This is a genomic window from Streptomyces sp. NPDC021212 (assembly GCF_044332925.1).
Lineage (GTDB): Bacteria > Actinomycetota > Actinomycetes > Streptomycetales > Streptomycetaceae > Streptomyces.
Map to the genome: position 1 here is coordinate 519427 of NZ_JBIRPZ010000001.1, position 18876 is coordinate 538302.

At 72.7% G+C, this 18876-nt stretch carries 17 protein-coding genes and 2 pseudogenes; 11 read left to right on the forward strand and 8 right to left on the reverse strand.

Annotation, left to right across the window (positions count from 1 at the left end; genetic code table 11):
* Positions 1–13: 13 nt before the first annotated feature.
* A complete protein-coding gene (locus tag ACH4SI_RS02050) occupies positions 14–706 on the reverse strand; it encodes a haloacid dehalogenase type II (protein ID WP_398291492.1) in 693 nt (230 codons plus the stop codon).
* Between the two features lie 84 nt (positions 707–790).
* Between ACH4SI_RS02050 and ACH4SI_RS02055 the strand changes: the two genes are divergently transcribed.
* Together ACH4SI_RS02055 and ACH4SI_RS02060 are read left to right on the forward strand one after the other, a co-directional pair.
* Positions 791–1342, forward strand: coding sequence for a CGNR zinc finger domain-containing protein (locus ACH4SI_RS02055; protein WP_398291494.1), 552 nt, complete (start codon positions 791–793; stop codon positions 1340–1342).
* Between the two features lie 208 nt (positions 1343–1550).
* Positions 1551–2486 carry a D-alanyl-D-alanine carboxypeptidase family protein gene (locus tag ACH4SI_RS02060; RefSeq protein WP_398291496.1) on the forward strand — a complete coding sequence of 312 codons (936 nt, stop codon included), beginning with the start codon at positions 1551–1553 and terminating at the stop codon, positions 2484–2486.
* A gap of 84 nt (positions 2487–2570) precedes the next feature.
* Here the strand turns inward: ACH4SI_RS02060 and ACH4SI_RS02065 are convergent, their stop codons facing one another.
* The 4 genes and pseudogenes from ACH4SI_RS02065 to ACH4SI_RS02080 form a co-directional block, all read right to left on the reverse strand.
* Entirely contained in the window at positions 2571–3497 is a 927-nt protein-coding gene (locus ACH4SI_RS02065; protein WP_398291497.1) for a hypothetical protein, read from the reverse strand.
* Positions 3498–3700: 203 nt separating this feature from the next.
* Positions 3701–4573: pseudogene (locus tag ACH4SI_RS02070) on the reverse strand (AMP-binding protein); the annotation flags it as partial.
* A gap of 110 nt (positions 4574–4683) precedes the next feature.
* Positions 4684–5946, reverse strand: a complete 1263-nt coding sequence (locus ACH4SI_RS02075) for an MFS transporter (protein ID WP_398291499.1) — start codon at positions 5944–5946, stop codon at positions 4684–4686.
* A 110-nt stretch (positions 5947–6056) separates the two neighbouring features.
* Positions 6057–6845 (reverse strand): DeoR/GlpR family DNA-binding transcription regulator, encoded by a 789-nt coding sequence (locus tag ACH4SI_RS02080; RefSeq protein WP_398291501.1) that lies wholly within the window; start codon positions 6843–6845, stop codon positions 6057–6059.
* Positions 6846–6952: 107 nt separating this feature from the next.
* On the opposite strand from ACH4SI_RS02080, the gene ACH4SI_RS02085 reads away from it, so the two are divergent.
* Genes ACH4SI_RS02085 through ACH4SI_RS02105 form a run of 5 tightly spaced genes read left to right on the forward strand, consistent with a single transcriptional unit; the run spans position 6953 to position 12388 of the window.
* On the forward strand, positions 6953–7621 hold the full coding sequence (locus ACH4SI_RS02085; RefSeq protein ID WP_398291503.1) for an HAD family hydrolase: 669 nt from the start codon (positions 6953–6955) through the stop codon (positions 7619–7621).
* A 6-nt stretch (positions 7622–7627) separates the two neighbouring features.
* A complete protein-coding gene (locus tag ACH4SI_RS02090) occupies positions 7628–8701 on the forward strand; it encodes a 2-hydroxyacid dehydrogenase (protein ID WP_398291505.1) in 1074 nt (357 codons plus the stop codon).
* Positions 8698–10158, forward strand: coding sequence for an FGGY family carbohydrate kinase (locus tag ACH4SI_RS02095; RefSeq protein WP_398291507.1), 1461 nt, complete (start codon positions 8698–8700; stop codon positions 10156–10158). The genes ACH4SI_RS02090 and ACH4SI_RS02095 overlap by 4 nt, the downstream gene beginning before the upstream one ends.
* Positions 10155–11927 carry a dihydroxyacetone kinase family protein gene (locus tag ACH4SI_RS02100; protein ID WP_398291509.1) on the forward strand — a complete coding sequence of 591 codons (1773 nt, stop codon included), beginning with the start codon at positions 10155–10157 and terminating at the stop codon, positions 11925–11927. The genes ACH4SI_RS02095 and ACH4SI_RS02100 overlap by 4 nt, the downstream gene beginning before the upstream one ends.
* Positions 11924–12388: a ribose-5-phosphate isomerase gene (locus tag ACH4SI_RS02105; protein WP_398291511.1), complete on the forward strand. Its 465-nt coding sequence runs from the start codon at positions 11924–11926 to the stop codon at positions 12386–12388. The genes ACH4SI_RS02100 and ACH4SI_RS02105 overlap by 4 nt, the downstream gene beginning before the upstream one ends.
* Before the next feature lie 6 nt (positions 12389–12394).
* Here ACH4SI_RS02105 and ACH4SI_RS02110 read toward each other — a convergent pair whose 3' ends face one another.
* A complete protein-coding gene (locus ACH4SI_RS02110; protein ID WP_398292320.1) occupies positions 12395–13927 on the reverse strand; it encodes an amidase in 1533 nt (510 codons plus the stop codon).
* 228 nt (positions 13928–14155) lie between these two features.
* On the opposite strand from ACH4SI_RS02110, the gene ACH4SI_RS02115 reads away from it, so the two are divergent.
* The 3 genes and pseudogenes from ACH4SI_RS02115 to ACH4SI_RS02125 all read left to right on the forward strand — a co-directional run.
* Complete coding sequence (locus tag ACH4SI_RS02115) at positions 14156–15436, forward strand: YeeE/YedE family protein (RefSeq protein ID WP_398291513.1); 1281 nt, start codon at positions 14156–14158, stop codon at positions 15434–15436.
* A gap of 222 nt (positions 15437–15658) precedes the next feature.
* Positions 15659–16021 (forward strand): hypothetical protein, encoded by a 363-nt coding sequence (locus ACH4SI_RS02120; RefSeq protein ID WP_398291515.1) that lies wholly within the window; start codon positions 15659–15661, stop codon positions 16019–16021.
* Between the two features lie 233 nt (positions 16022–16254).
* A pseudogene (locus tag ACH4SI_RS02125) lies at positions 16255–16422 on the forward strand (AraC family transcriptional regulator); the annotation flags it as partial.
* A gap of 34 nt (positions 16423–16456) precedes the next feature.
* Here the strand turns inward: ACH4SI_RS02125 and ACH4SI_RS02130 are convergent.
* Positions 16457–17296, reverse strand: a complete 840-nt coding sequence (locus ACH4SI_RS02130; RefSeq protein WP_398292322.1) for a class I SAM-dependent methyltransferase — start codon at positions 17294–17296, stop codon at positions 16457–16459.
* A gap of 57 nt (positions 17297–17353) precedes the next feature.
* A complete protein-coding gene (locus ACH4SI_RS02135) occupies positions 17354–17887 on the reverse strand; it encodes an EF-hand domain-containing protein (protein ID WP_398291517.1) in 534 nt (177 codons plus the stop codon).
* 233 nt (positions 17888–18120) lie between these two features.
* On the opposite strand from ACH4SI_RS02135, the gene ACH4SI_RS02140 reads away from it, so the two are divergent.
* Positions 18121–18603: a hypothetical protein gene (locus ACH4SI_RS02140; RefSeq protein WP_398291519.1), complete on the forward strand. Its 483-nt coding sequence runs from the start codon at positions 18121–18123 to the stop codon at positions 18601–18603.
* Positions 18604–18876: the final 273 nt, after the last annotated feature.

The following is an 18876-nucleotide window of genomic DNA, read 5'->3' on the forward strand; positions in this document are numbered from 1 at the left end:
GGCCGTTGACCGGCTACCCGGTCGTCAGCGCGGTGACCAGTTCGTCCAGCCCGCCGAACCGCCCGTCGAAGAGGTCGGAGCCGGTCGGCGGATCGCCGACCGGTCGCCGGACGTAGGCGGTCCGCATGCCCGTCGCCCGGGCGCCGCGGAGGTCCCAGGCGTGGGCGGCCACCATGAGCACGCGTTCCGGTGCGCATCCGGCGGTGTCGATGGCGAGCCGGTACACCTCGGGCGCCGGCTTGTAGGCCGAGGCGGCTTCGGCGGACAGGGCCTGGTGCCAGCGCAGCCCGGCGTACGCGTTGAGCCGCGGCAGAGCGGTGCGGCTCGCGTTGGAGAGGCCGAGCACGGGGAAGTGCCGCGCGAGCCGTTCGAGGCCGGAAACGGAGTCGCCCCAGGGCGGCAGGCGTCGCCCCGCCGTGGCCAGCCGGGCGATGACCGCCGGGTCCGTGAGTCCGGCATGGTCGGCGACCGTTTGAGCGGCCTCCGTGTCGATGGTGTCGGTGTTGACGTACGCGCGGCGCCCTTGCGCGATGCGTCGCTGCTCGCGCTCGACGTACTGCTGCCACAGGGTGAGCACCGCGTCGACGGACGCGGTGTCGGGTGCGGGTACGGCCTCGCGCAGGGCCGCGCGGAGCCCGCCGGGTTCGTCCACCAGCGTTCCGAGGACGTCGAGGACGACGACCTCGATGTCGCGGATCTCGGCCATGCGTTCTCCCGTACTCGTACTGGTGTCACCGGCTCAGCAGGTGACGACCTTGCCACCGACCCCGTCACCGGTCAAGATGGTGACGTGGATTTCGCGTACGTGAGCGGCAACCCGGCCCTCGATCTGGCCGGCACCGTGCTGTCCCGTCGGGATGAGCCCGTCGACGTCCTGGCCGCGCCCGCGGACCTGGAGCGGTGGGTGGCTCAATGCGATGCGCTCCCCGACCGGGTCACCGCCGACGCCGCGACCTTCGAATCCGCGCTGGCCCTGCGCGAGGCCGTCCACCGGCTCGCTCTCGACCGCGTGCTCGGCAGGCCCTTCGACCCGGGCAGCCTCGGCATCATCAACGCCACGGCCGCCGGGCCGGTGCCCACGGTCGAACTCGGCGACGCGGGGCTGCGGACGTCGGGAGACCTCCCGGCGGTGCTCTCCCAGCTCGCCGGAACCGGCATCGCCGTCCTCGCCGACCCCCACGCCTGTCTCAAGGAGTGCGGCCGCGGTGGCTGCACACGCATCTATCTCGACCGCTCGCGCGGCGCCCGGCGTTCCTGGTGCGGGATGGACGAATGCGGCAACCGCGTCAAAGCCGCGGCCTACCGCGCCCGCAAGCGGGCGGCAACCACGGCCGAGGGCTGACGGGAAGAGGTCCTGCCGTGGCCGGCTGGTATGTGGAGGACCGTTGTATGAACTGCGATGCGGCCCGCCGCGGACCGTCACCGCCATCCACCGCGCACCCGGATCCCGCCCCCGGCTACTCCGGTAACGGTGCCCCCGAAGCAAGTTCTCCCTGCACACAGTGAGACGATGCGCCCGCCGATCGATCTTCTACTGAAACGGAGGGCGAATGCATAAACGTCGTGGAACCGTGACCCGTCGCTGGAAGGTGGCGGCGGTCGCGTCCACAGCGGCCGTGGCGATCGCGGTCCCGGTGACGGTGGCTCAGGCCTCGCCCGAGCCACCGAAGGTCAGCGCCAAGGGCGCGTACCTGCTCGACACCGGTTCCGACGAGGAGCTGATGGCCAAGGACGCCGACACCAAGCGTCCGATGGCGAGCACGACGAAGATCATGGCCGCGCTCGTGGTCCTCGAGTCCAAGAACGTTGATCTCAACAAGGAGGTCACGGTCAAGCAGGACTACCGGGACTATGTGACCAAGACGGAAGCCAGCACGGCGGACCTGCAGGCCGGCGACAAGCTGACCGTGAACCAGCTGCTGTACGGGATGATGCTCCCGTCGGGCTGCGACGCGGCGATGGCGCTGGCGGACACGTTCGGCACCGGCGACACCGTGGCCGAGCGCACCAAGTCGTTCGTCTCCAAGATGAACGCCAAGGCGAAGGACCTGGGGCTCACCAACACCCATTACGACTCCTTCGACGGTGTCTCGGCGAGCAGCGGGAACTTCTCGACGCCCCGCGACATGGCGGAGCTGACGCAGCGGGCGATGGAGAACTCCACCTTCCAGACGGTCGTCAAGTCGGTGTCCACCAAGCAGGAGGCACCGGCGGCCAACGGCCGTACCCGGTACTACTCGTGGGACAACACCAACCGTCTCCTGGGTTCGTACAAGGGCGCGGTCGGGGTCAAGACCGGGACCACCACCCCGGCCGGTCCCTGTCTGGTGTTCGCCGCCAAGCGCGACGGCCGCACGGTCGTGGGCGTCATCCTCAACGACGCCGCGGACCGCTACCCGGACGCGCAGAAGATGCTCGACTTCGCGTTCGACACCGACACCGAGGTGAAGTGGCGCAAGCTTCCCGCGGACGCTCAGCGGGACTGACCCGACAGCGCTGACCCGTAGGGCCCTTCGGGGCGAGAGCATGGTGCCCCGGCCGGGATGTTTCCGGCCGGGGCACCGGTGTTTTCAGCCCTCGTCGCCGATCCTGTGGCCGAGCAGATGAAGTGGCGCCGCGCTCACCCCGGCCGCCTCGACCGCCTCCCGGTAGGCGTGCGCGGGCGAGGCGTCGACCGGCCCGTGGACCAGCGGCAGGCCGGGCACGGCGGTGTGCAGCAGGGATTCGAGTCGGCAGGAGGCGACCGTACCCGGCAGCCACGGCTGTGCCGCGTAGCCGGAGGCGGCGGCCGGTGGCAGGTCGTCGGCGATGTGCCGCTCGGTGTCGCCGACCGCGAGCAGCCCGCCGCCGACCGTCAGCACATCGCGTCGCCGGCGCATCCGGTCCAGGGCGCGTGCGGTGTCGAAACAGTGCGGGAACGAGTCGTCGACCACGATGGGACCCGCGCGCAACCGGTCGACGTCGAGCACGGCCGTACCACCGCTGACGGCCGTGACGATCAGGTCGGCCTCGTACACCACGTCGGGCAGGGCCGGGGCGGACTCGGCCGTCTCCACCGACCCGGCCAGGCCGTCTCCGCGCAACTCCGAGGCGAGCGCGCGCAGGCGGGGCGCGCTGCCCGCGAGGTCGCACAGCACCAGGCGGGCGGGTGGGCCCTGGGCGTCACCGAGCAGCAGCTTGAGGGACGAGGTGCCGATCGAGCCGAGCCCGACCATGGCGACGGTCAGATCCCCGAGGTCGCGTCCTGTCGTGGCGAGCGCGGCATGGACGGTCTTGACCACGGACACCGCGGTGGCCGCGTGGCCGGTGGTGACCGTCGTCGCCCCGTGGCTGGTGGCGCGCACGACCTCGAATCCGTAGCCGGTGTACGCGGGGATCATCCCGGCCAGGGAGACACAGCGCGCGCCGAGGGACGCGGCGTGGGCGACGGCGCGGGCGGTGTGGCCGGTGAGCCCGTCCCCCGGGGCCAGTTCGTCGGCGAACAGTGGCAGCGACACGAACGCCGAGCGGCCCAGCGGTGTGCTGATCTCCTCCAGCAGGCGGGGGCCGCCGTCCGGGAAGAGCAGGGCCTGCAGGTGTTCACGGGGCAGCCCCGCGGCCGGTACCCCGGCGAGCGCCGCCAGATGCGCGGGCGCGGGGAGATAGCCGACGAGCGCGGCGTCCGTACGGGAGCTGCATACGGTACGGCGCGGTCGAGCCGCCGCCACACCGCCGGGGCGATCGGCTCGGCACCGACCAGCACCAACCGCACGGCGGTCAGGTCGAGGCGGCCGAACACCTCGTCGGGAATCCGCCGGGTGGCCAGCGCGAGGGCGAAGTTGGCCGCGGACAGGACCGTGGCCCGGTGCCGGGCGGCCGTCTCCAGCCACAGCGCGGGGCGTTTGGCGAACGTCAGCGGCTCCAGCCGCACCTGTTCGGCGCGCGCGGCGAGCGGGGCCAGATGGGTGCCGATGAGCCCCATGTCGTGGAAGTACGGCATCCAGCTCGCCACCACATCGCCGGACGTGAGGGCCGCGGCGGTACGGATCTGCGCCAGGTTGGCCAGTACGCGGGCATGGGTCAGCTCCACGCCCTTGGGCGCCCCGGTGCTGCCCGACGAGAACTGGAGGAAGGCCACGTCATCGGGGGCGGCCACCGGCAGGCGGCCGGGCGGGCGGCCCTGCCGAAGCGTCCCCAGCCGCAACGGCCGTACTGCGGAGGGGAGTTCGTCCAGCAGCGTCGCGGTGGTCTCGTCCACGGCCACCGGAGGGCGGCCGAGCAGCTCCCACACCGGCAGCACCCGCCGTGCGTCGCCCGCCAGCGGCACCGGCACGAGCCCCGCCGCCAGCGCGCCCCAGAACATCGCCTGGAAGTCGTCACCGCGGTCGGCGAGCAGGAGGATACAGCTGCCGGGGGCCACCCGGGCCGCGAGGTAGCCCCCGGCGACGCACAATGCGTCGTCCCGCAACTGCGCGTAGGTGACGGTCCGCTCGCCACCATCTCCCCGCACATGAACCAGCACCTGGTCGGGAGCCACCTCGGCGGCGTCCAGTAAGACCTCCAGGAGCGTGGTCCCGCCATTCGGTCCGGACATCAGGGCTCTCCTCGTTCGCGTGCTTCCACCCTGTGGGAGGGGCGCACAGAAGCACCAGGTTCCGGCCACGACGCCGCGGAATGGCGACCGGACGGCGACCGGACGGCGCGTTACGACGAGGCCGTGGCCGCGTCCTTCCGGGACGCGTCGGAGGCCACCGGCTCGCCGTCCCGCTCCTCCGGCAGCTTCAGCAGCAACGTCAGCACGAAGGCCACCAGGTACAGGGCGAGGAAGACGATCGTGACCCCGCCCGCGCCGACGAGGGGGAAGAACAGGCTGGCGAGCGCCGGGCCGACGAAGGCCGCGCCGCCCGCGCCCAGGTTGAGCAGGGCCATTGAACCGCCCTTGTTCTCCGGGGCCATCGACGGGATGAGCGCCGAGATGGGAACGAATCCCGCGAGGGTCGCCCCGTAGAACATGCCCGCGAGCACCGCGACCCAGAAGTAGTCCGGGCCGAGCCACACCGGTACGAAGTACAGCGTCGTGACGCTGATCGCGCAGCCCAGGGCGCCGAAGCCGGCGATGGTCGTGCGCCACCCGATGCGGTCGGAGAGGACACCGAAGATGAGGTTGAAGAAGATGTTCGTGCCGTAGATGATCGCCAGCAGCTGAAGCCACTTGTCCTCGCCGAAACCGATGTCGTCGGAGAAGATCCGCGGCAGGTAGACCAGCATGCCGAACTCGGGGGCGGTGTTGATGACCCGGACCAGGCAGCCCACCAGGACGCGCGGATGGGTCCAGACGATGGAGACCGAGTTGAGCAGGCTCTGCCCGGTGGTGACCTCCGACGGCGCCATCCGGTCACCCCCGGGCCTCCGGCGGGCGCCGACCAGGGCGATGGCGCCGCCGAGGAGGATGAGGGCCAGCGCGGACCACAGCGTGCCGAGGCGGCCGAACCAGGGGATCGTCAGGCTCGACCACAGCGAGCCGAGGGTGGGCAGGCCGCCGGTGAAGGCGAAGTAGAACCAGCCGACCGCGGTGCCCAGCCGGGCCTTCGGCGCCGTGTTGGTGATCCATACGAGGAAGCCGAACGCGAAGAGCGGGTAGCCGAAGCCCCGGATGCCGTAGAAGAGCAGCATCAGCGGGTAGTTCTCGGTGCCCAGCGCGAACAGCAGATACGCGGCGTCGAAGACGGCCCAGATCGCCAGGCCGACCCACATCACCCGGCGCGGCCCCCACACCTGGCAGAGCGCGCCGGAGAACCAGGACGCCAGCATGACGGCGATGCCGTACACCGTGATGACGTAACCGGCCCGGACGTCCGTCCCGGCGCCGTGGTCGGCCATGTACGGGGCGATGAAGCCGGATTCGACACCGTCGCCGATCATGAACAGAAGCACGCCCACGTAGCCCAGGACCAAGGCTTTCGGCATCGCTACCTCCACTCTGAGGTGTGTCTGAGGTGTGTCGGAGTATGACCGCAGATACTCAAGCGCGCCGAGAGAAATATCAAGAGTCTTGGTGAAAATAACGAGCGGCGATGTTAATTACCCACCTCGATCACCCGCACATCGGTCAGCTCCCGCATCTCCCGCAGCAGTTCCTCGTCCACCGGGCCGGTCAGCAGCACATGGTCGAAGGAGTCCACGCTCTCCAGCCGATGCAGCGCCCGGCGGCCCACCTTGCTGTGGTCCATGAGCAGGACGCTCGTCGCGCCCGCCTGCCGGGCCGCCCGCTTGATGCTGACGATCTCCTGCTCCTGATGGAACGTCATGTCCGCGGTCATCCCGGAGGTGGACAGCACGGTCAGATCGACGGAGATGCCGCTGACCATGTCGATCGCAGGCAGCCCGATCCACGAGTCATGGGTGCGCGAGTACTCGCCGCCCACGCAGATCAGCCGGATGCCCTCGGCGTTCCGCAGCTCCTCCGTGATCAGGCGGTAGTTCGTCACCACGGTCAGCGGCCCCACCTCGGGCAACAGCTGCGCCAGGGCCAGCGCCGAGGTCGAGTCGTCCAGCATCACCGACATCCCCGGCGCCACGAACGACAACGCGGCGCGGGCCAGCGCCTGCTTCTCCTCGGTGTGCGCGTGCAGCCGGAAGTCCGAACTGGACTCGAAGACCATCGAGGGCTGCGCGGAGACGCCACCGTGGTATTTGCGGAGAATGCCGCGATCCGCCAGCTCGGCGATGTCCCGGTGGACCGTCATCAGACTGACGCCGGTCAGCTCGGCCAGCTCGGCCACGGTGGCGTCCCCCCGGGCCAGGACGTGGTCGACGATCAGTTGGTGTCGCTGTTGCCGCGCACCGCGCGAAGACGGGAGAGTCATGGCTCCATCCTGCCGTGCCAATTTCTCACATGGAACCAGTGACAACTCACACCATGGCTGTTAATTTCGCTGCGACGGAATCATCAGCCAGCAGATCAGGGGTACGCATGGCCGACGCAGTGGTCTTCGACATGGACGGCGTGCTGGTGGAGAGCGAGCATCTGTGGGAGGAGCTGTGGACCGCGTACGCCGCCGCCCATGGCCGATCCTGGGGCCCGGACCAGACCCGTGACGTCCAGGGGATGAGCGCCCCCGAGTGGGCCGCCTACCTCACCACGTTCTGCGGGGCGGGCGGCTCCGCCGCCGACACCGAGCGGACCGTCGTCGACGGCATGGTCCGGGCGCTGACCGACGGGCGCATCGAGCTGCTGCCCGGAGCCCGCGAGATGATCACCGCCACCGCCGAGCGCGGACCCGTCGCGCTCGCCTCCTCCGCGCCGCGCCGGGTCATCGACGCCGTCCTCGTCCATCACGGTGTCGACCACCACTTCAAGGCGACCGTCTCCAGCGCCGAGGTGCCGCGCGGAAAGCCGAGCCCGGACGTCTATCTCGCCGCCGCGAGCGCACTCGGCGTGGCCCCGGAGCGCTGTCTCGCGGTCGAGGACTCCAGCAACGGACTCCGCGCGGCCGCGGCCGCCGGTATGACCGTCGTGGCCATCCCCAACCCGCAGTACCCGCCGGCCGACGACGCTCTCGCGGCCGCCGCCTTCCGCTCCCCGGACCACGGCGCCGTGCGGGACTTCCTGCTCAGCAAGCTCGACGCCCGAGGAGAGTGACCGGACATGACCACCGTTCTGGTAGCCGGTGACGACTTCGTCGCCCCCGAACTCTTCTCCGCCGCCCTGAGCGAGGCCCTGCCCTCCGCCGAGCTGGACTTCCGTACGCTGCGCACCCGCTGGCCCCACGAGCCCTTCGGCCCCGTGGGGGCCGACGAGCGGGGAAACGGCGGCGTCAAGGAGGCCAGCGGCACCGAGGAACAGGTGCTGGAGGCGCTCGGTGACGCGAGCGTCGCCCTCACCCAGATGGCTCCCTTCACCGCCCGTGTCATCCGCGCGGCACCCCGGCTGAAGTTCATCGGCGTGGCCCGCGGCGGCCCCGTCAACGTGGACGTGGCCGCCGCCACCGCCGCCGGCATCCCCGTCACCTTCACCCCCGGGCGCAACGCCGCCGCGGCCGCCGAGTTCGCCGTCGGGCTGATCCTCGCCGCCCTGCGCCGCATCACCTTCGCCGACGCCGCCCTCAAGGAGGGCGTGTGGCGCGGCGACTACTACGCCTACGAGAACGCCGGTCTTGAACTCGACGGCGCCACCGTCGGCCTCGTCGGGTACGGGGCCATCGGCGCGATCGTCGCCCGCGTGCTGCGGGCCTTCGGCGCCCACGTCCTCGTATCCGATCCGTACGCGGACCCGGACCGGGCGAAGGCCGACGGTGTCGAACTCACCGAGCTGGACGACCTGTTGCGGCGCAGCTCCGTGGTGAGCCTGCACGCCCGGGTCACCCCCGAGACGCGGCATCTGCTCAACGCCGGCAACCTCGCCCTGCTGCCCGAGGGCGCCGTCCTCGTCAACTCGGCCCGCGGCGATCTGCTCGACTACGCGCCGCTGCCCGGTCTGCTGGAGTCCGGCCGGCTCGGCGCGCTCGCCCTCGACGTCTACGACGTCGAACCGCCCCCGGCCGACTGGCCGCTGCACCGCGCCCCCAACGTCATCACCACGCCCCATCTGGCGGGCGCCACCCGGCAGACCGCCGACCGGGCCGCCGCGATCACCGGCGCCGAGGCCGCCCGTTTCCTGCGCGGCGACCCGCTGCGCCACCTCGCCAACCCGGAGGTGCTGACCACCGGGGGCCGATCATGATCGTCGGAGTGGACATCGGGACGTCGGTCACCAAGGCCCAGCTGATCTCCCAGGACGGCCGCACCACCCCCGCACACGAGGCCCGCAGCACCGTCTACACCCTGCCCGGCCAGCGCGTCGAACAGGACCTGGACGACGTCGTGGGCACCGTGGAGACCGTCGTACGGGCGGCCCTCGCCGACGCCGCGCAGATGAACGGGGAACCGGTCGAGGCGCTGGCCCTCACCGGGCAGGGCGACGGCCTGTGGCTGCGCGACGCCACCGGCGCACCGGTCGGCCGCGCGGTGTCCTGGATGGACGGCCGGGCCGCGGACCGGCTCGACCGGTGGACCGCCGACGGCACCCTGCGCGCCCTGCACCGGCGCACCGGCGTCGGCCTGTTCCCCGGCTCCGCCGCGCCCCTGCTGGCCCATCTCGCCGAACACGAGCCGGAGCGGCTGGCGGCGGCGCACGTCGCCGGGTACTGCGTGGACGCCGTCGTCCAGCGGCTGACCGGCGCGGTGACCGTCGACGCCTCCGACGCCTCGCAGCCGTTCCTCGACGTCGCCACGCGTACGTACGACGAGACCGCGCTCGAGCTGTGCGGACTGTCCGACCACCGCAGGCTGCTGCCGGACCCGGCACCGCCCGGCACCCTGCACCGGCTGCTGCCCGACGCCGCCCGGCGGCTGGGCCTGCCCGCCGGGCTGCCGGTCTCCGCCGGTCCGTTCGACATTCCGGCCTGCGCCTTCGGCTCGGGAGTGGCCGAACCCGGCGAGGGCAACCTCATCATCGGCACCACCCTCGCCGCCCAGATCCTCGACAGCGAGCCACGCCCGGCCGCCACCGACGAACCCGCCGGAATGGTCCTGGCCACCCCGTACGAGGGCCGGTTCCTGCGCGTCATGCCCGCCATGATCGGCACCGCGGGCCTGGACTGGCTGCTGAAACTGCTCGACGTGAAGATCGAGGCGCTGGACGCGCTGCTCGTCCAGTCCCCGCCCGGCGCCTCCGGCGTCACCGCGCTGCCGTTCCTGTCCGCCAGTGGCGAGCGCGCCCCCTTCGTCGACGCGCGGGCCCGCGGCCGGTTCGACGGCCTCTCCCCGCTGGCGGGCCGCGCCGACCTGGTGCGGGCGCTGTGCGAGGCCGTCGCCTACTCGGCCCGGCACTGTATGGAGACCCTCGGCGTCTGCGGCTCCATCACCGCGTGCGGCGGCGGCGCGCGTTCCGGGGAATGGGCGCGCATCTTCGCCGGAGTCCTCGGCCGTGACCTGGACGTCTGCGACGACGCCGTGGGCATCCGCGGTGCCGCCCAGACCGCCTGGCACTCCCTGGGCATGCCCGTCGACACCGCCGCCTGGCGCGCCCCCCGCCGCACCGTGCGCGCTGCAGCCGGGCTGATCGACCACTACGCCGAGGGCTACGCCGACTACCGGCTCGCACTCGATGCCGCACGCGACGGCTGGAGCACACGATGACCAGGCTCTTCAACGATCCCGCCCGGTTCACCGACGACATGATCACCGGGTTCGCCGCCGCCCACCCCGACCACGTACGGGCCGTGCCCGGCGGCGTGGTGCGCGCCCGCGCCACTCCCGAGGGGAAGGTGGCCGTGCTCACCGGCGGCGGCTCCGGCCACTACCCCGCCTTCTGCGGCGTGGTCGGCCCCGGGTTCGCCGACGGCTCCGTCATCGGCGACGTGTTCACCTCGCCGTCGGCCGCCCGTGCCCGCTCGGTCGCCGAGGCGGCGGAGGCGGGCGGCGGTGTCCTCTTCCTCTTCGGCAACTACGCCGGTGACGTGATGAACTTCCGGCTGGCGGCACGGCAGCTGGAGGGCGATGGCATACCCGCCCGCTGCTTCGCCGTCACCGACGACATCGCCTCCGCACCCGTCGGCCAGACGGCACGGCGCCGGGGCATCGCGGGCGGCTTCGTCGTCTTCAAGACCGCCTCGGCGGCGGCCGAGGAGGGCGCCCCGCTGGAGGAGGTCGTCCGCGTCGCCGAGCACACCAACGCCCGGACCCGCACCCTCGGCGTGGCCTTCGACGGCTGCACCCTGCCGGGCGGCGAAGCACCCCTGTTCACCGTCCCCGAGGGCCGTCTCGGCCTCGGCCTCGGCATCCACGGCGAACCGGGCGTGAGCGAGGACGTCCTGGGCACGGCGGAGGAGCTGGCCCGCGCCCTGGTGACCGGGCTGCTGGAAGAACGGCCCGCGGGCGGCGGTGACCGCGTCGCCGTCGTCCTCAACGGTCTCGGCGCCACCAAGTACGAGGAGCTGTACGTGCTGTGGGGTGCCGTGGCCCGGCTGCTGGCCGAGGCCGGGCTCACCCCCGTACGCCCCGAGGTCGGGGAACTCGTCACCAGCCTCGACATGGCGGGCTGCTCCCTCACCCTGACCTGGCTGGACGACGAGCTGGAACGGCTGTGGCGCGCGCCCGCCGACACCCCGGCCTTCCGCCGTGGCGCCCCGCCCGAGCCCCGGGCCGATTCCCCGGCCGGTTCCGCGGCCGACTCCCTGACCGACGACGCCGTACGGCCCGCCACCGCCCCGCGCCGCCGGGACCGGCCCGCCGCCACCGCGTCCGGCGCGGCGGTCGGGGTGGCCGGACTGGCCGTCCACGCCCTGCGCGCCGCCCGCGACGTGCTGCACCGGGACGCGGAGGACCTGGGACGGCTGGACGCGGTGGCGGGCGACGGCGACCACGGCCGCGGCATGTGCAAGGGCGTCGACGCGGCACTGGCCGCCGCCGAGAAGGCCCATGCCGAACGGCTCGCCCCGGCAGCGCTGCTGTCCGCCGCGGGCGACGCCTGGGCGGCGGAAGCCGGGGGCACCTCTGGCGCGCTGTGGGGCGCCGCGCTGCGCGCGCTCGGCGCCGTACTCCCGGCGGACCGGGCGCCCGGGCGCGAGGAGCTGGCGTCCGCCGCCACGGAGGCCCTCACCGCCGTCACCTCCCTCGGCGGGGCCGAGGTGGGCGACAAGACCCTGGTCGACGCCCTCGCCCCGTTCGCCACCGCTTTCGCCGAAGAACTGCGCGCCGGAGTCCCGGTGACCGAGGCGTACGCGTCGGCCGCGGCCGCGGCCCGTGCGGCTGCCGAGCACACCGCTGTCCTGCGCCCCCGCCTCGGCCGCGCCCGTCCCCTCGCCGACCGCAGCGTGGGCACCCCCGACCCCGGAGCCACCTCCCTCGCCGCGGTGCTGACCGCGGTCGCCACCGTACCCGCGACCACAGGAAGCGATGCCGTATGACCACCGCGACCCCGTTCCGCATCGTCGTCGGCTGCGACGACGCCGGTTACGGCTACAAGGAAGCCCTCAAACAGGACCTGCTCGCCGACTCCCGGGTCGCCGAGGTCATCGACGTCGGCGTGGGCAGCGACGAGCACACCGCCTACCCGCACGTCGCGGTCGAGGCGGCCCGCCGCGTCGCCGACGGCGAAGCCGACCGCGCCCTCCTGGTGTGCGGCACCGGCCTCGGCGTGGCCATCAGCGCCAACAAGGTCCCCGGCATCCGCGCGGTCACCGCCCATGACAGCTACTCCGTACGCCGCTCCGTCCTCAGCAACAACGCCCAGGTGCTCTGCTTCGGTCAGCGCGTCATCGGACTCGAACTCGCCCGCGCGCTCACCGACGACTGGCTCGCGCAGCGCTTCGACGAGACGTCCCCCTCGGCGGAGAAGGTCGCCGCCATCCGCGCGTACGAGAGCTGACCCCGCCTAGGGCGTCACCGACGGCAGATAGCGCGGTGCCCGCCAGGCGTGCAGCCGCCGCTCCACCGCGGCCCCCAGCGACAGGAGCGTGCCGTCCTGATGGTCACCGGCCATCAAGAGCAGACCCACGGGCAGTTCGCCCACCCACCCGGCCGGGACCGACAGGGACGGGTATCCGGCCACGGCCGCGGGGGTCGAGGACGGGATCACATCGTTGTCGCCCCGTGCGCAGTCCGTCGTCCAGGCGGGCGGATTCGTCGGCGAGGTGATGGCGTCCAGCCGGTGGGCGGTCATGGTCTCGTCGAGGGAACGCCGGGAGAGGTCCTTCAACTCGGCGCGCATGGCCCGGTATTCGGGGTCGGCGGTGGACGGCGCGGCAAGGGCCTGCTCGAACAGCTCCTGACCGGCGAAGCAGGTGCGCTCCGCCGGGTGGGTGCGGTTGAACGCGACCAGCTCGGCGAGGTCGCGCGGCCCCTCACGGGTGGCGAGGTAGACATCGATGTCCCGATGGAACTCGCTCAGCAGCGCCGGGAATTCCAGCTCGGCGAGCCGCTTCTGGTACGGGGGCGTCACCTCGACCACCTCGGCTCCCGCCCGCCGCAGCTCCTTGGCGGTACGGGTCATCACGGCGTCCACCTCCGCACCGAGCGAGGGCAGCCGCCACAGACCGATCCGCTTGCCGCGCAGGCGGCCGGGGCGCGCCGGCTCGTCCGGGCGGTGTGCGGTGGCGCCACCGCTGAGCACCGCGAGGGTGAGCGCGGTGTCGGTCACGTTGCGTGCCATGGGCCCCGCGGTGTCCTGCTCGGCGGAGATCGGCACTACTCCGTCCTGGCTGACCAGGCCGAGGCTGGGTTTGTGGCCGACCACCCCGTTCATCCCGGCCGGGCACACGATCGAGCCGTCCGTCTCGGTGCCGATCGCCACCTGCGCCAGCGACGCGGCGAGCGCCGCGGCCGAACCGGAGGAGGAACCGCAGGGATTCCGGTCCAGTACGTACGGGTTGTTGGTCTGCCCGCCCACCGCCGACCACCCCGACGTCGGCTTCGCCGCACGGAAGTTCGCCCACTCGGACAGATTGGTCTTGCCGAGGATCACCGCGCCCGCGTCGCGCAGCCGGGTCACCAGAGCGGCGTCGGTGTCCGGCGGGCGGCCGGCCAACGCCAGTGACCCGGCCGTCGTGGGCATGCCGCTGGTGTTCACGTTGTCCTTGAGCAGGACGGGGATCCCGTCGAGCGGGCCACGGGTGTCGCCCCGCCGATGTCTGACGTCGCTGGCGGCCGCCTGGCGCAGGGCCGTCGGGTCGGTGCGCAACACCGCGTGGATCGTGGGGTCGATGTCCCTGATGCGCCGCAGATAGGCGGTGGTCAGGGCGGACGAGGTCAGCGAACCACCCGCCATGCGCGCCTGTAACTCCGGGATCGTCACCGTATCGAGGTCGATGCCGGCCTCGGCGGCCTCAGCGCGCGGATGCGGTGCGCCCGCACACAGCGAGCCCACGACCAGGGTGGCGACGACCGTGGCAGCGCTCCGCTTCCTCAAAGCCCTCATGGCCCTCGTGCTCCTCATGAGGGTCAGCGGACTATGGGGCGGCGGCCCGCCGCAAGGCTCTTTCGCGCCGCCGTCCCCACGCTGTGGCCCACTCCACAGCCCGGCCGGTGACCTGCGGTTCCGGATAGTTGACGGGGGAACGTATCCTCGAAGGCTGCCCGGCACCGTACCCCGTCGTCGCCCGCTCGCCTTCCCGAACGTCCCCCCCGGAGCCCGCCCGTGACCACCGCCCCGCCCGCCGAGGCGGCGAAGACCGCCGCACTGCTGTCCCCCTCGCCCACCTCCGCGCCCCGGCCGGAGGCCCCCGCCGCGCCGCCCGTGCGCCGGGCGCCGCTCGCCGTGTCCGGGCTGCTCGCCGTGGCGCTGACCGCGTACGTGTGGTCCGCCCAAGGCGCCAAGCCCGGTGTTCTGCTGCTGCTCGGGCTCGGACTGGGCATCGCCCTCTTCCACTCCCGCTTCGGCTTCACCTCCGCCTGGCGGCAGCTGGTCGCCGTCGGCAACGGCACCGGGCTGCGCGCCCACACCCTGCTGCTCGGCACCACGGCCACCCTGTTCGCCCTGCTCATCGGCACGGGCACCGGGCTGTTCGGATCCGTACCGGCGCCGTCGGCCGACCCGCTGGGACTGGGGCTCCTGATCGGCTCGTTCGTCTTTGCCGTCGGTATGCAGCTCGGCGGCGCCTGCGCCTCCGGCACCCTCTTCGCGGTCGGCTCGGGACAGTCCTCGATCGTGCTCACCCTCGGTGGCTTCATCGGCGGCGCGACCCTCGCCGCCTGGCAGTTCGACCTGTGGAAGGACCTGCCCGCGCTGGAGCCGGTCCTCATGGCCGACCACATCGGCTGGTTCGGCTCCTGGGCGGTGACGATCCTCGTGCTCGCCGGCGTCGTCCTGGCCAGCCGTCGTGTGCAGGCCCGCCGCACCCCGCCGCCGACCGGCCCGGTGCCCTCCGCGCGCGGTGCCGCCGCCCGCGTGCTGCGCGGCTCGTGGCCGCTGGCCGTCGGCGCCCTGGCACTGGGTGTGCTGGGGGCCGGAGTGCTGCTGGTGTCCGGCGGTGCGTGGGGCGTCACCAGCGCCTTCAGCCTGTGGGGATCGGAGCTGGTACGCGCCATCGGCGGCCACCCGGAGAGCTGGAGCTGGTGGCAGCAGCCCGGGAACAAGGAGATGCTCGCCGGGCCGGTGCTCGGCGACAAGACCAGCCTCACCGACATCGGCATCATGATCGGCGCGGCGGCCGCCGCCGCGCTCGGCGGCACGTGGACGCTCCACCGGGGCGTGCCGTGGCGCACGGCGGTCGCGGCGGTGCTCGGCGGGGTGCTGATGGGCATCGGCGCCCGGTTGGCGGGCGGCTGCAACATCGGCGCGTACCTCGCGGGCATCGCCTCCGGCAGCCTGCACGGCTGGCTCTGGGGCGCCTTCGCGCTCCTCGGCACCTGGGCCGGGCTGAAGCTGCGGCCGCTCTTCGGGCTCGGCAATCCGAAGCCGGGCGACGGCATCTGCTGAGGGCGGCGGTGGAGGGTATCGGCCGAGGCTGCAGCACGCTCCTGACTCTCCGGCACAAGAGCCTGATCGCGGCGGCGCAAGGCGCTGCCACGATCCACTGTTGTGCCGCACCGCCCTACCACCGCTGGGCAATCTCTACGGCTACGGGCCGGTGGACGGCCCCCTGACCGAGAAGCTGCCGCTCGCCGCGACCGGCCCCAAGGGGCGAATGCGCGCCGCCGGGTGGGAGCAGGCCCGGAGCCTGCACGAGCAGGGCCGCATCAAGGCGGTCGAGGTGCGGGCCGCGTCTACGCCGCCGTCGGGATCGCCGTACCCCTCTTCGGGTTCGGCACCGCCGGCAGCCTCGGCGTCCTCGGCAGCGCATGGCTGATCGCCTCGATCATCCTGACCGCCGCGGCCGCCGCCGTCCTGGCCCTGCTGATCCTGCCCGCCCAGGACGGTGCCCTCACCGCGGCCCGGGCCCCCGCCGCCACCGCCACCCGTGCACCGGCCCGCCTCGCCATGCTCACCGGCGTGTTCAACCTCCTGTGGGCCGCTGTCACCATCCTGATGATCATCCGCCCCGGCTCCACCACGGGAGTGTGACCGTGCACCTGCGGCCCTTGCGCATCGCGGCACACGCCGAACTCATCTCGCTGGTCATCATGCCGGCCAACCTCGCCACCGCCCATCTGGGGCCCATCTCCTCCCTGATGGGCCCCACCCACGGCTGTGCCCCGCGGCCGGGTCGAGGCCACCCGAGCGGACCGGGCACAGGATGTCGGGTCCGGCAGGGTGCGGCCTTCCTCACGTGAAGGTCGTCAGGGAAGGAGACCGAGGTGCTGGAGCGGCTGAACGAGGCCCTGGAACACATCGAGTCGCATCTCGATCAGCGGATCGAGGCGACCGAGCTGGCGCGGATCGCGGTGACGTCGGAGTACCACTTCCGCCGGATGTTCTCCGCGCTGGCGGGGATCTCGCTGTCGGAGTACATCCGGCGCAGACGGCGCGGTGGCGCAGTCGCCTGGGCGTGCGACTGCGTCACCTGCCCGGACTGTGCGCGAACACCCAGCGGTTGGCGGCCAGGGCGTCGTGCCGCTCGGGGCGCGGGCCGCGTCCGTAGCGGCGGGTGAAGTGGAACGGGGTGCGGACCGTCGTGGACCAGCCCCGCGCGGTCAGGGCTCCGGCGGAGTCGGGCCGTGGCTCGCCGTCGAACAGGGCGAGCAGGTCGACACCGATCCGGTGCCGTGCCGCCGAGTAGACCGGGCTGTCGCGGACCGCCGCCGATTCCGTGCCGAGCTTCGCCTCGTAGGCGAGGGCGCTCCCCGGCGCGCTCAACCCGTCCACCGTGTCGATGAGGAGCTGTTCGGCGGCGCGGGGCAGGTAGAGCAGAAGTCCCTCCGCCAGCCAGGCGGTCGGCCGGGCCGGATCGAAGCTCGCGGCGGTGAGCGCCCCGGCCCAGTCGAGCCGTAGATCGGCCGCGACCGTGACGCGCTCCGCCCGATGCATGGCGCCCAGTCCGTCGAGCACCCGGTGTTTGAACGCGAGGACCGACCCGTGGTCGATCTCGAAGACCGTGCACCCGGGCGGCCAGTCGAGGCGGTACGCCCGTGAGTCGAGCCCCGCCCCGAGCAGGACCACCTGGCTGGTGCCCGCGCGCGCCCGGGCCAGGAGGAAGTCGTCGAGGACCCTGGTCCGCAGGCCGAAGTAGCGTCCCAGCCGCCCCCAGAGGGGATCGGCGTCTCCGCCCGGCACCTGCTGGGGCCGCACCGGCCAGTGCGCGGACGCCTGCCCGGCGGCGCGTACGAAGTGCTCCGCGTACAGGTCCCGCGCGAGCGCGTCGGGGCGGTGGGCCTCGATCGCCCGCGCCGCGGCGACCATGAGAGCCGTCTGCCCGACGCCACTTTCCACGCCTCCCCCGGCCGTCGTCACGCGTGGTCAGACCGCGGTGTCCGGGACCAGGCGATCGCCGGGGATTCCCGCCTTGCCCGGGGCGTAGTAGTCCTTGATCCCGTCGACCCAGGTCGCCACCCGGATCCGGTCCGTGTCCGAGGGGCCGAAGGCGTCGAAGAGGGCGTCGATGTTCGCGCGATCGAAGCCGATGGCCGTCATCAGCGCCACGAATGCGGGACGTTCGACGGTCCCGTCGCCGCCCCGGTCCCCGAGCGCGGCCAGCGCCTCGGCGAACGCGCCGATCGTCGCGTCGAACCGCTCGGGAGAGAGTACGCAGGCGGCGTACTCCTCGAAGGTGATCTCGCGGTCTCCGTTGGTGTCCGCTTCCCTGCGCAGAGTCGTCCAGTACTGACGGAAGGCCGCGCGCATCGCGTCCTTGGCCGCCTCGTCCGCATCGGGCGCCGCCTCGACGACGCGGCCCGCCATCAGCTCGAAGTCATCGGCTTCCAGGACACCGTTGGCATCGGCGTCGAGCAGGGAGAAGACGAGCGCGACCCGCTTGGTGGCCTCTGTGCGCATCAACCGTGTCCCCTTCCGGTCCATGACCGGAGCTGCGTGTCCGGCCGCCGGCCCACTATGCGGTCGATGACCCACGCGTACGGCAGCAACCGATCGCCGTTCACTCGAACGAATGGAACTGTGCCGACAGGGCACCGGTCGGGCTGCGGGTGTGCAGGCGCCCGATGGCCATGAGACCTCATCGGAATCTTCATGCCTTGTTTGCATCGGCCGGATCGGGCAATTCGCACACCATGGCTCACGCAGGAGCGAACAACGAATCGACCGACCGCGCCACCAAGGTCACGAAGGCGACAGCCGCCAAGGCCAAGGAGACCTCCGCGAAGGCGGCGGAGAAGACGGCGTCGAAGGCGGAGTCCGCAGGCCAGTCGACCGCCGATGCCGCCAAGTCCGCCGGAACGGGCGCGGGACGCGCCGCGGCCGGTGCGGGCAGTGCCGTCGGCAACGCCGTGACCTCGGTGGGTGCCACGGCGGGCAAGGCGGCCGAGTCGGCCGGAACCGCCGTGACGACCACGCTGAAGGGCGTGAGTTCGGCGGCTGGGCAGGTGACCTCTGCCGCCTCGACCGCCTGGACAGTCCTGAAGAACCGCAAGCTCATCGCGGCCGGTGCCGCGGCCGGGGTCACCGCCCTCAGCGCGGCTTCCTACGCCGTGGGCCGCCACGCGGAGCGCAGCGGCCACGGTCCCGTCACGCGGATGACGGGCGGCCGTATCTGACGGCCGAACCGACCGACTGTCCGCCCGAACACCCCGACCGCCCGACCGACTCCCCGACCGCCCGCTGAAGGCCCCCGCGTGGCCTTCGGCGGGCGGTTTCGTGCGTACGCGCCCCGACGCCGTGTTTGCGGGTGGGACGGTTGCTCAACGGCGATCGACGGGAGCGGGTGTTCAGGGATCGGCGCGTGGGCAGGCAGAGGAGGGGAGAGGCGGCCGAGGGCTCGGTCGCACCCGGCGGCGCGGAGATGTGAATCGGCCTATGTGATGGCCGAA